We start from the raw sequence: 13,030 nt of genomic DNA, 5'->3' as shown, positions 1-13,030 counted from the left end.
CTGCAGCTAATAATGAGTCATAGCTACAGGGCCTACTACTGAGTTTGGAAACTATAATACGGTCTTTTTTACTTCAAAATAGAAGGACTTGGTGGCCGCATGGCCGTCGGGTCCCACCCCCTGAACCACCACCCGGTATTTGCCGGGTTGGTCGGAACTATAAAGCGGCACACTGGCCGTTCCTTGGGCATCGCTGGTAATATTGGGAGCCCACAGCAACAAATTACGAAGGTCAGGAACGCGACTTGCGACGGCTGCAGGGGTATCGTACCGGGGCATATAAAACTCTTTGGCGACCTGTAAGCCTTCATAGGGGATTACCTGAACGTTAGGATCTAGCTCAAAGCCACTGAGGTCGTGGTTATAGGTAGAAAAGCTAACGATTCCGGTAAAGGCCATTGTACCCAAGAAATACTTCGCATTCATTAATTCCACTTTCTTGATCTTTAAAGGATCGAAGGCCATGATTTTGTCTATACTCGAAATGGGGATCCCGTCTAGCAATACCAGAGGATCCGAGTCATATATGGCGTCGGGGACGAGGGCATCTACCATCTTAAAATGAAAAGACTTTTGTCTTTTCCGCACCAACACTCCTCTCACATACTCCCTTAGCACCTCCTCCATGGTAGGAAAACGGGTGTAATCGTCAAGAATGTAACGCTCGTCGGGCCTACCGAAGAATGCCAGGGTATCGGGTTGGGGCACTTTCCCCTGCCGATAGGAAGCAGGCATATAGGCATTGCGGGCCTGCATGTTGATGGACCTATTCAGCAAAGTTTGCTCCCAGGCCTCGTCGAAGCTAAAAAGAGGGAGCTTCTTGGCGGAGACGTTCTTGGCAAATGGACTTTCGAGCTCGAAGCGGTAAGTACTGTCTTTACGAAGGTCGGTCTGAATGGTAAGCTCTTTTGGCCCCCAAAAGTCCTTGACTTCGAACCTGACCGCTCCGTCCTCTGCGCTGTAGGTGGTATATAGCCTGGCTGGAAAGTCAGGAGCTGCCAGATACAAATCCTTTTGGAGCGCCGGGGATCCGGTAGTTCGGTCTACTAATTTCCCTTCAATAAAATGCCCCTGATATTCGGGCAGGAAGTCGAACTTAGGGGGAAGAGCGGCAAATACTTGGCCCCAATCGAGCCGACGCCAGCCATGGGTGAGCATCAAATAGTCTATAGCCTGGGAGCGTCCCTCATTATTAGGATCGAAATAAAATGAGGGGTTTTCTACCTGCCCGTGCAAGTCGGAGGTAAGTAAGAGGTAGGCTGCAAAATCCATAGGATCCTCCGTTTGGATGGAGTCGGTAAGGTAGATAGCCACCGAAAGGTCGGCCTGAGCCATGGGTTCGTTACCCAAGGAAGCGGCCAAATCGAGGTTTATTTTTTCCCTAGACCCGTAGGTACCCTTACCCACTTTCGCTTCCAGCGACAAGCCACTTTTGGGAAAGGTAAAATACAAACGCTCACAAAGGGGCTTGCGGTAACCGTCGAGTAGGGTAATCTGGCTAATACCTTCATTCAGGGACCCTTTAGGAATGACAAAAGTGGCGTTTCGGTTCGTCAGTTCCATGGACTGGACCTGAACATTCCCATGGCGGGTATGTACCATCAGGTACAGCTTTTCGGTGGCCGTTTCGATATGCTTGCTTACCTCTACCTCCAGAGTTTCGCCTTTATCTTTTAAGTGCATGACCACCCCTTTTGATTCGACTGTAGGAAAAGTAAACTGTGAACGTTCCCCATTGGCGTCGGTTAGTATGGCCGAATAAGCGACACCCAGCTGGGGAGTAAAACGAAATGCCCCAATTCCGAATTGGCTAGGCCGAAAGTCGGCGACAACGTTTTGCTGCTCGTCGATGAGTTGGCCAGTAAAGGCAATACCGCTCCCCTGGGTGTCGGTCGCCCTAAAGGCCACCGTACTCTCGAGGCCAGCCACCAAATGCCCTCCTTCGGGGAAAAATTGCAGGTCGTAAGCTATGGGACTCTCAGCGACGGGATGAGGCTCAAAGGGAACAAATGGGTTAAGGATCGTAATACTGGTTTCGAAGAAATAGCCCGGATCAAAATTCTTCATCCAATTGCTATAACACCGCACGGTGTATACGCCACTCCCCAAGGTTGAAGGCAAAACTAGGCTACCGTTTCCGTGACCTTCTTGTAAGGCAAATTTGGTCTGCAGCATAGGGGTGTTCTGCCTATCGAGAATCTCCAAATAACCCACCTTGCTAAGATCGAGGGCTTTATGGCTGGTTCCATCGCGCTGGTAGGCTTTAAACCAGAGCGTTTCTCCTACCAGATATAAGGGACGGTCCAGATGCACAAAAATTTTCTCTTGTACTGCCACCTTTCCATAGCGTTCCAAACCATTCTTGATTGCCGTTTCGGGCCCAAATTGTGCAAAAATGGGTGCCGTTAAAAGTAGAAATTGAATCAATAAAAGACTCATTTTCCATGGGCAACGTGGTGGGTTTAACCCAAAAACTCGTTTGATTATTTTTCTTGATATCATAATTCTAATAGGCCTTGGCTAAGGTTTCAGCAACAGTTTAATCATCAGTTTCGGGATGCTAGTCCCAAAATGAGGGACGTACATTGGTACCACCCTGGGTCCTGCAGTCGGCGCATGAAGGTGCCGCAGAAAAGACAAAGTCATCGTCCATATAGGCGAGCAGTAAATTCTGGGTTTCGAAAGCACAATCAATATCAGGATTTCCACAGGCAATCGGGATCGTATCTACTTGGCAGGTATTGGGAAAGCCCAGCCTTGGACTAACAAATATCCGTTTTTTCTCCTCCGTTACTGCACCAAAATAACCGAATACCAATTCTTGAGGATCATCCACATTTTGAATGTTGCCCGTTACAGTCGATGGCTGTGGGTCGAACAAGCTACCAGTACCTTGTGTAGATTTGGAGAGCTCGGTCCAGTACTCAAAAGCCTCCCTAGTAAGCCCATACTGACGCACCAACATGGAGTATTTGATGAGTAACTTTTGGCTAGAAACATAAACGGTATTAATGGGAAGTTCCCTAATCTCATCCTTAGTTATTTTAATTGTCGACCCCAGGATGATATTGGTAGAGTTCCCACTTCGCCAACAAGTATATATATTGTCGGGTCGAGCGACGATCTCGTCACCTTGTACCATAATAGACGAAAGAAGGGCTGCATTATATTCGTAGGTATCCTCAAACTTCCAGCGATAAAACCGCGTTTTACCAGTATCGTCGTGGGTATTGACACTAAATACCATTGCATTTTGCCGGGTATCTAGTTTTGAGCTAATACTGTCAATAGCTGGAGTAACGATGGCATTCACAAAGGCTGACTGATAATGCTTTCCTTCACTGGTCAGAATATCTAACCGATAGCGATCGTTGATATCGAACTGCATGCCGGGAAGCGTATATACGGCATTACTGGTTTCAGTAAAATCATATTCCTCGCCTTTTTCGCTTTGAATCTTCAACTGCGCTCCTGTCACTTGTAGTGGCACCGTGTTATCGTTGACGTTCTGAGATTTCCTCAGGGTGATCTGGCTCTCTTCGTTACTCAGGTTCAGAAACCCGTCGACTACCAGGTAACCCTGGTCCGAGTTAACCTCGGGCGGAGAAAAGGGATCAATACAGGCCTGTAAAACGAAGAGACCCGCTATAAAGGAAAGTACTAGTTGGTATTTTAGGGTATTTTTCATACTATTTCGAAAGAATGGCCACGGCCTTATAGATATTGTGTCCCAATGTTATGCTGACTTTAAAACCGGAAATTATATGTTAATGTGGGAATGGGTTGTCCAAATATGGACAGTTGGTAGCCATTCACCCGCCCCTGATTGGTCTGAAAGTACACCGAGCTAGCATTCCGCCTTCCCAGCAAGTTGTATACCGATAAGGACCAGGAACTGTGCGCCAACTTGCGTACCTTATGATTGCCTTCAATATTGACGGACACATCGGTTCTATAGTAATCGGGAATGCGGTATTGGTTGCGGTCGGCATAGTACACCCGCTGCGAGCCATCAACGATGTATTTGCCAACGGGTGGCGTATAAGGCCTGCCCGTGCTGTACGTAAAATTCAACGATACGCTAACCCGATGTGAAAAGCGGTAGTTGGTGATGGCCGTAAAGTCGTGGGGTTTATCGAAATTACTAGGGTAGTATTGCCCATTATTGGGTGCGTCGGGAGAGTCGCGATCTATGGCCCTTAGCAAGGTGCGGGAGTAGGTGTAGCTTACCCAACCATTAAATTTGCCAGTAGCCTTTTTGACCAACAACTCGACTCCATAGGCCTTCGCACGGGTATTGATTACGGCCGCCTCGATGTTATGATTCATGATTAAAGAATCCCCTCCTTTGTAATCAAGGAAGTTGTTGATATTTTTATAATACCCTTCTAAGGAGACCTCTATTTTATTGCCTCGAAAGTTACGATATAACCCAACCGACAGCTGATCGCCGACCTGGGGCTTAATATAGGTATCGCTCAATTTCCATATATCCGTTGGGGAGACCGTCATGGTGTTGGTCAACAAATGGATGTATTGACGTAGGGTATTGTAGCTAACCTTCATCGAGAGGTTATCCAAAAGACTATACCGAGCCGAAAGTCTGATCTCAGGTCCACCGTAGTTTTTGATTTTTTCACCTTTACCATAAGTCACCACACCATCCTGGTACAAATAATCGATGGGTAATCCCGGCACATAGGTATTGACCGTTTTGGGTCCGAGATATTGAAAGAAAGAGAACCTCAAACCGGCGGTAAGGGATAGTTTTGGACTTACTTCGTATTTATCTTCCAGGTATACCGCACTTTCCAAGGCTTGCTCTGCCTCTAGCTCGTCGGGGATAATGAGCGACTGCGCCCCTTGAGGGGTAAACGACCCAGGGTGCAGCTTATAATAGATAGACGACAGTCCAAAGTCAAGGGTATGTTTCTCGTTCAATAAGTAACTAAAATCGGCTTTGAAATTCGACTGGTTGATATCAAATTTCAAATCGAAGGAATTGAGCGGTAAGCCTGAGGCCTTCATTTGATATTGATATTTGCTATGGGAGGCAGTAAACTCACTATAAAGCTTCGGGCCAAAGGTATGTTTCCATTTGAGTGCTCCTAACTGGTTTTGATAAGAATAGGTGGTATCCCCATAAAGGCGAAAGCGGTCGTTGCTTTGATAGCCTGTGAGTACGAGGGTATTTTTTTCGTTAATCTCGTGAGTTACTTGCAAATTAACGTCATAAAAATTCCCTGAGCTTTGATTATAAGCGGGATTATCGAGGGCACGAATCACCCAATTCGAATAGGTAGAACGCCCACCTAGGATAAAGGAAGTCTTATCCTTTACGATGGGGCCCTCTAGGGTAAGCCGACCAGTCACGATGCCAATCCCGCCGGAGGCCACAAATTTCTTCTTATTACCGTCTCTGCCGTTTACGTCGAGCACCGACGACAGCCTCCCCCCAAATTTGGATGGGATGGTACTCTTGTAGAGCTCTACATCGCGAACCACGTCGGGATTAAAAGCCGAAAAGAAACCAAAAAGATGGGAAGGATTGTAAATGACTGCGTCATTAAACTGTATCAAGTTTTGATCGGTTGAGCCTCCACGTACATTAAGACCCGTACTGTTTTCACCTACCGACTTTATTCCCGGCAAGGTCAGCACGGAGCGTAGCAAATCGGCCTCTCCAAAAACTGTAGGGACCTGTTTTAGGTCTTTAATGGTCAGCCGAACCTGTCCCATCTGGGTTCCCACCACATTTTTATCCACTCCAGCCTTTACTTTCACCTCTTTAAGGGCGATCACACTTTCTCTCATTTCGATGTCGAGCTTCCCATCGGTATAGAGCATCACTTGGCGCTGAGTCTCTCGCATGCCAAAGCTTTTGATTTTTAGTACCAATCGCCCTCTGGGAACCTTGATAGAATAAAACCCTAAAGCATCCGTATTGACACCTATTGAAGGCTTATCTATAAAGACCGCAGCACCGATTACCGGCTCTCCATTGGCTGCATTCCGCACATAACCGGTGATGGTCGCACTGCCCGGCTTCACCTTATAGGCCTTCACACCCAGTTCATGCAATTTACTTTCGGCGGTTGAAAGGAGTTTTTCCTTCATCTCATTTTCAGGAGATTCATATACCGCTCCAGTATTGTCGCTAGGACGGTCTGGGTCGAAAATCCCAGGCTGTAACTGGGTAATAATCTTGGTCCCTTTGGTAATAAAAATTCGATTTCGATCATCGATACCATAGGAAAATTCCGACCCTCTAAATACCTGATCAAGCAGTTCTGGGACGGTAAGCGATTCTAATTTTACGTCCATGGCTATACCCACAAAGTCGGCTGGGTCATAATATACCAAATAGTCGGAATTCCGTTCGATTTGATCTACGAATACACTAAAAGAGGCCGAATCCAGCTGCATACTGATGCGCCTGTCGCCGTTGTTCTGGGCCCATACCGGGGTGACAAGCATGCCCAATAAAAAGAAAAAGAGTAGATTTTTTAGGCTCATATTGCTTTTGAATCGTAGTTTTTAATCATCAATAAAATCCCCTCTTCCCGATCTTTCCTGTACTGAATTTGGTTGGCACGTAGGGCCCTTCTCATGGCTCTCTCTTCGCCAGGGAAGAGCCTCAGCACCGATTTTTTGGAACGTACCTGGTGATATTCCCCTCCTATTTTAACATAATACGCATCTTTGATAGGGTAAAGACTAATCACCCGCTTATCCACTATTTTCTCTTGTCTATCTTTTTTTCTACGAATTAGCAAGGCTGTGGGGCCAGTATACCGCTGGTCATAAAAACCCGTGGGCATAAAGGCAGGAAGGTCCTTACCCGAAGTCAGGTGTAGAAAGGTATGATCATGCACCCTGAAACGGTCAATTTTAGAGGTTTGGAGCAACATATGATCCCCATTCAAATGGTGTATCACCACCTGATCTTTGAAGATATCATATTTGATTTGAATGCTGTCGAAAGTCTGCCCATCATAATGGACCCCACCTACGCTCCAGTCAGGCACCTGGAAAAATTGATGCTCTTCGGATCGATAATCGTACCAATAGTAAATGCGTCCGTTGTAAAGGTTTTGGGAGTAACGGGTGGCCTCTTTGTAGGCTTTTACAGGCTCTTCCGCTTGGGCGAAGGGGCCCTTCTCCCCTTTTGGAGCCGTCTGTCCATAAGCCTTTGAAAGCCAAAAGGTAGCCAGGACTAATAGGGTAATAATACGCATGGGTTAGGTTTTTTATCTTAGCTACGTTAGGTTCTGGTTTTTTGTGGCAAATAACAAAATTTGCTTGTATTTTAAAGTGACTTATCTTTAATTATTCTTGGCCAAAATTCTAATCTATCTTCCAATATCTGAATCTAGGTACCATCGATATCTCTTGCCTTGTACTACGACGACCGAATGGGCACAAAAAAGGTTGTAAAAGAAAATGTTTTGGCTTCAGAAATATGGCCCTAAATTTGTCCTAATATATTGCAACTAACTTCGATAGCAGATCCATGAAAATACTCATCACCGGAGGAGCTGGCTTTGTCGGATCGGCACTGGCCATTTCCTTAAAGCACAACTACCCACACTACCAAATCTACGCCCTGGACAATCTAAAACGTCGAGGCTCCGAACTAAACCTTAGCCGTCTTAAATCGGCAGGAGTTGAATTTGTGCATGGAGACATTCGAAACAAGGAGGATTTTGACGCCTTCCCCGCCGTCGACTCCGTGATCGAAGCATCTGCTGAACCATCTGTTTTGGCTGGTCTTGATGGCACTCCCGACTACCTGATCAACACCAATCTAGTAGGGACTGTAAATTGCCTCAACTATGCCCTTAAGCATAAGGCCGACTTTATCTTTTTGTCGACCAGCCGAGTATATCCTATCAAAACGATTGAAGGCCTTAATTTTTTAGAAGAAGAGACCCGCTTTGCGCTGAGCGACGACCAGCCTGTGCCAGGCGTATCCTCCAAAGGTATTGCCGAAGACTTCCCCCTGACCGGAGCACGTTCTTTATACGGAACTACCAAGCTCGCTTCAGAACTGATCATACAAGAATACAACGAGTTCTATAACTTACGCACGGTCATTAACCGTTGCGGGGTTATCACTGGCCCTTGGCAAATGGGCAAGGTAGACCAGGGCGTAATGGTACTTTGGATTGCCAAACACTATTTTGACCAACAGCTCGGGTACTTCGGGTACGGCGGAACGGGCAAGCAATTGCGCGACATGCTCCACGTGGCCGACCTATACCGCCTTGTAGATTGGCAGCTCCATCATATGGACCAGGTAAATGGAGAAATATTAAATGCGGGTGGTGGACTTGAAAGCAGTGCTTCACTACAGGAGCTCACCAAAATTTGCCAAGAGGTTACCGGAAAGACTATCCCCATCAAGGTAGTACCCGAAAACCGGACCGCCGATATTCGCCTCTATATTACCGATAATAGTAAGGTAACCGCCCTTACGGGATGGAAACCGCAGATCGGCATCCGACAGATTGTAGAAGAGATCACCGCCTGGCTCAAAGAAAATGAAGATAGCCTGGCTCCAATCCTAAAATAAGCCTAAAATCGTTTATAATCAGACATTCCCCATTAAAATTTCTTTTTTTGATGGGGAATGTCCTTATCCCACGCTACGCACTAGCCCATGGGAACACATGCTTTTAAAGCCTCATAAATGGGATACCTATTATCTTTCCTAACCCCATTCCCATACTAATGCATCCACTACTTTCCTATCTCAATCGTGCTTGAGATATAGCATATCTTCGATACGGAACTAAGGAATATAGCCAAACTCAACCAGCCTAACTATAAATAAATCGATACTTAGGATGAAAATCCCTAGTTACTATTGGGTTGTTTCAAAGAAATTTGATTTATTTATACATTATTCCTTCGAAAAATTTTAAGGCTATTTACCTACATAGATATAATAGTCCTAATGACTCGATCAGACAAAAGTGTACTTTACGTATACAAACCACCTAACAGTTTAGTAAAACCGTTATGAAGCAGACTGACCCCTTCGACCCTACTAAGATAAGCGACTGGAGGTCAGTATGCCAAGCCATCAGCGACGACTATTTCGATCATATTCTAAAGCTCCTATCGCTGCTATTTGAGGGAGCGAGTACACAACTGGCCCTGCAAATTCACCAGAGAACATTAAGATGCTTTAACAATCATTTCACTATAGCGGCAGCCGAACTTTTTGAATATGCTGCCAATAAGCCCGATACCATCATTAGCAACATGGTGGCCATTCCCAACAAGGCCCCACAGCCTTCCCAAGCATACGCGTTGGGAAAGGCTATTATGGCTCCTTCTGGACAGATTTTAGGCATTCTTTTTGTTGAAACTAATGCATCCTATAACCTAAGCAAAATACAAAAAGAAGGCTTACTAACGCTTATAAAGCAAGCAGAAGAACTGATTGTGGGAGCTGCACGATTAGGTTACGAACAAGAGTGTAATCGACAGATATCACGTCAAATCGCCCGGAAGAACCAACAACTTAAAACCACCAGGCTGGGCACTTTCGAGTGGGACATCGCTACAGGGTATACTATTTTCGATGACCCATGGGTGGGCATTCTAGGATATAACCAGGAAGAGGTACATCCCGCTTCAATGAAGACTTGGGACAACCTGGTACACCCCCACGACAAACACCAAGTGCAGGCCAAAGTCGAAGCATGCTTGAGTGGGAAGCATGCATTTTACGATTTGGAATGCCGAATGTATCATAAGGATGGAACCGAGGTATGGATGCAGATCAAAGGAACAGTCGCAGAATGGACCGACGACCGGCAACCCGTGACGGTGGTGGGCACCTTTACGGACGTTACCATCAACAAAACAGAAGCTCATCAACTTAAGCTACTCACGAACAATATTCCTGGGGCAGTTTTCCGTTATAAGATTTCTCCTAACGGCAACGAGGCGCTGGAAGTAGTTAGCGATGGAGCGTACGCGTTATGGGGAGTCTCTCCCGAGCTGCTAACTGCCAATATCGCTTTGCTATGGGCGGGTTATTCCTCGGAGCACCCTATCAAAAGCAGCCTCAAAGAATCGGTCGACCGACTGATAACCTGGCAAGGAAAATGGCCTTACCAACACCCCGATGGTAAAAGACGGTGGCACGAAGTCATCGGCCAACCCATGCTCCTCGACGACGGTAGTGTTGTTTGCGACACGGTGGTCATCGACATAACCGATAAACAATCGTTAACTGAAAGAGAGACGTCCCTAGCTAAGGAGTTGAGAAGCAGGAACCAACTAATAGAAACCATATTACAAAATCTACCCCTCGGAATTGCCGTCAATGATATAGACACCGGACAAGTAAAAATGTCCAATGAGCCGTTTTCAAAAATATATGGCTGGCCCAAAGACCACCTAACGGACCTGGACAGTTTCTTCAAAAATATATATCCAGACTCGGCTTATCGCCAGCAAATGCGCCAGGTCATTATCGAGGCGATCCAGAGTGGCGATCCAAAAAGAATGCACTGGCAAAAGGTTCGTATAACGACCCAAGCAGGAGAGACCAAATATATTAATGCAAAAAATATACCTTTATACGAACAGAACCTGATGATTTCTACGGTGACCGACGTAACCCAGGAACATCTGCAATCCCTAGAAATACAAAGGGTTCGTAAAAATTCAGACGCCCTGATCAATAGCACCGAGGATTTGATATGGTCGATGGATACCCAAGGCGCTGTTATCGCTTATAATCGAGCATTCGCCCAGAAGGTCCATTCCCTTACCGGAGTAGTGATTCAAGAAGGAGACGTCTTAGTTTCCGAGCTTTTCAAACCCCCTGTGGCCCAAAAATGGAATCAATATTTGCAACAAGCTAGGCTAGGAAAGCCCTTTCGAATACTCGATCAACAGACCAACCAAGAGACCCAGCAAAAAGAATCGCGTCTTCTGTCATTTAGCCCTATTCTGGATGAGGATCATCACTTCGTGGCCGTAGCTTGTTACTCCAAAGATATCACAGCAGAGATTCAAGGTAAAAAACAAGTAGAGCGAACCAAAGAAGAACTCGACAAGATCCTATCTACTTCTATGGACGTGATCTGCACGGTCGATTCCGAAGGTAGATACGTAAAAGTAAGTTCCGCTAGTCTTAAGACTTGGGGATACAGCCCCGAGGAGCTATCGGCAAAGGGTTATATTCAGTTTGTAAATGAAGCCGACCAAGCGAAAACCCTTCAAGTAGCCATAGACGCGAAGGCAGGTCAACTGGTCCGGCATTTTGAAAATAATATTGTTAGGAAGGACGGCGGCCTAGTACCCATGGAGTGGTCGGTTATCTGGAACACCACCGACCAATTGTATTACTGTGTTGCTAGGGATGCTACCGAAAAAAAGAACGCCGAATTACAGCTCCGACAGAGTGAACAAAGATTTAAAGCATTGGTGCAGAATGGAAATGACATGATCTCCATCCTGAATAGTTCCGGAAATTACCTGTATGTAAGCCCCACTTCGTACCAAATATTAGGAATTTCTCCCTCCTTTTTTCTCGGCAAAAATGCCTTCGATTTTATACATCCTCAGGACCGGCCGCAAGCCCTACAGTCGTTCCAACAATTATTTCATGTCAAAACCATCAAGCTCGATCCCTTCCGGTTCCAAGACCATCGAAGGCAATGGCGCTGGATTGAAACGGTAATCACCAATATGCTCGACGAGCCAGCGGTGAAGGGCTTCGTGGCCAATTCGAGGGATATTACCGACCGTATCCTTTCGGAAAGGGCTTTACAAGAAAGTATGGAACGCTTCGAAAAGGCAGCAGAAGCTACCAACGACGCTATTTGGGACTGGGACCTCGAGACCAATGCCGTATATTGGGGAGGAGGACTTAAAAGTGCTTTTGGATACGACCATATTCCCGACCATACCACCATAGCCACATGGCATCAAAACATCCATCCCGACGACAAAGAGACTATTGTTCAGTCTTTTACCAATACACTACAATCATCAGAAACTAACAAAATCTTATTTGAATACCGTTTCAAGAAAGCCGATGGAAACTATGCTTTGATTATTGAACGGGGGGTCATTAGCAGGGATAATACTGGACAGCCCACGCGAATCGTGGGCGCTATGACCGACATTACCTATCGAAAGGATCACGAGGAGACCCTTCAAAAGCTCAATGCCGACCTCGCTAAGTATACCAAGGAACTGGAACAGTCCAATACCGATCTGGAGCAATTTGCTTATATGGCTTCTCACGACCTACAAGAGCCCCTGCGTATGATCAGTTCTTTTCTTTTCCAACTCGAGAAAAAATATGCCGATCGACTCGACGACCAGGCCAAAAGATACATATATTTTGCTACCGATGGCGCTTCCCGCATGCGGCAAATCATCCTCGACCTACTGGAGTACGCTCGGATCGGACGCATGGAGCTCGTAAGAGAGCCCGTGAACTTAAACCAATTGATCGATAATTATAAACAACTCAGAAAGCAATGGATGGAAGACAAATCGGTGCTAATTATCGCTGAGAATCTTCCCGTCATAATGGCCTATAAGGCGCCTATTGTTCAAATCTTGCACAATTTGTTAGACAACAGCATCAAATACCAGCGGGACACCCAGCCCCCCGAAATCCGGATCAGGGTAAAAGACGAAGCTACTTTCTGGGAATTTGCTATCGAGGACAATGGGATTGGTATTGCGCCGCAGAATTTGGATAAAATATTCCTATTCTTTCAAAAGTTAAATAAAAATATTAACATTAATAGTACAGGAATTGGGCTGACCATCGTAAAAAAAATAGTTGAAAATTTAAATGGTAAAATATGGGTAGAATCAGTAGTAAACCGAGGCAGCACCTTTTATTTTACCATTCAGAAGCCATAAGAAAGGCCCTTAATCTTAATCCATGGATTTTCGGCTGCGCGCTCATTTTTTTGGTAAAAAAATAAAGAGTTAACCCCTACCTAAAGAGCAAAAATTTTTAAAACTGGATACTCGACCTGAA

6 protein-coding genes are annotated in these 13,030 nt (G+C 45.8%); 2 read left to right on the top strand and 4 right to left on the bottom strand.

From position 1 onward, the window contains the following. Positions 1 to 51: 51 nt before the first annotated feature. The 4 genes from CLV98_RS02225 to CLV98_RS02210 form a co-directional block, all read right to left on the bottom strand. Positions 52 to 2,427 (bottom strand): hypothetical protein, encoded by a 2,376-nt coding sequence (locus tag CLV98_RS02225; RefSeq protein ID WP_146202216.1) that lies wholly within the window; start codon positions 2,425 to 2,427, stop codon positions 52 to 54. 133 nt (positions 2,428 to 2,560) lie between these two features. After that, positions 2,561 to 3,688 (bottom strand): DUF4249 domain-containing protein, encoded by a 1,128-nt coding sequence (locus CLV98_RS02220; RefSeq protein ID WP_109672407.1) that lies wholly within the window; start codon positions 3,686 to 3,688, stop codon positions 2,561 to 2,563. Between the two features lie 59 nt (positions 3,689 to 3,747). Then, a complete protein-coding gene (locus CLV98_RS02215) occupies positions 3,748 to 6,516 on the bottom strand; it encodes a TonB-dependent receptor (protein WP_109672405.1) in 2,769 nt (922 codons plus the stop codon). Beyond that, a complete protein-coding gene (locus CLV98_RS02210; protein ID WP_109672403.1) occupies positions 6,513 to 7,238 on the bottom strand; it encodes a hypothetical protein in 726 nt (241 codons plus the stop codon). Before CLV98_RS02210 ends, CLV98_RS02215 begins: the two co-directional genes overlap by 4 nt. 275 nt (positions 7,239 to 7,513) lie before the next feature. Between CLV98_RS02210 and CLV98_RS02205 the strand changes: the two genes are divergently transcribed. Beyond that, positions 7,514 to 8,575 carry an NAD-dependent epimerase/dehydratase family protein gene (locus CLV98_RS02205; protein WP_109672401.1) on the top strand — a complete coding sequence of 354 codons (1,062 nt, stop codon included), beginning with the start codon at positions 7,514 to 7,516 and terminating at the stop codon, positions 8,573 to 8,575. A 449-nt stretch (positions 8,576 to 9,024) separates the two neighbouring features. Beyond that, positions 9,025 to 12,909: a PAS domain S-box protein gene (locus CLV98_RS02200; protein ID WP_109672399.1), complete on the top strand. Its 3,885-nt coding sequence runs from the start codon at positions 9,025 to 9,027 to the stop codon at positions 12,907 to 12,909. Positions 12,910 to 13,030: the final 121 nt, after the last annotated feature.

It is taken from the genome of Dyadobacter jejuensis (assembly GCF_003149085.1).
Lineage (GTDB): Bacteria > Bacteroidota > Bacteroidia > Cytophagales > Spirosomataceae > Dyadobacter > Dyadobacter jejuensis.
This window is presented reverse-complemented; position numbering and strand designations above follow the sequence as displayed.

Excerpts from the sequence above, each read along its gene's own strand:
- CLV98_RS02220 (WP_109672407.1), bottom strand. The coding sequence starts at position 3,688 with ATGAAAAATACCCTAAAATACCAACTAGTACTTTCCTTTATAGCGGGT.
- CLV98_RS02215 (WP_109672405.1), bottom strand. The coding sequence starts at position 6,516 with ATGAGCCTAAAAAATCTACTCTTTTTCTTTTTATTGGGCATGCTTGTC.
- CLV98_RS02210 (WP_109672403.1), bottom strand. The coding sequence starts at position 7,238 with ATGCGTATTATTACCCTATTAGTCCTGGCTACCTTTTGGCTTTCAAAG.
- CLV98_RS02205 (WP_109672401.1), top strand. The coding sequence starts at position 7,514 with ATGAAAATACTCATCACCGGAGGAGCTGGCTTTGTCGGATCGGCACTG.
- CLV98_RS02200 (WP_109672399.1), top strand. The coding sequence starts at position 9,025 with ATGAAGCAGACTGACCCCTTCGACCCTACTAAGATAAGCGACTGGAGG.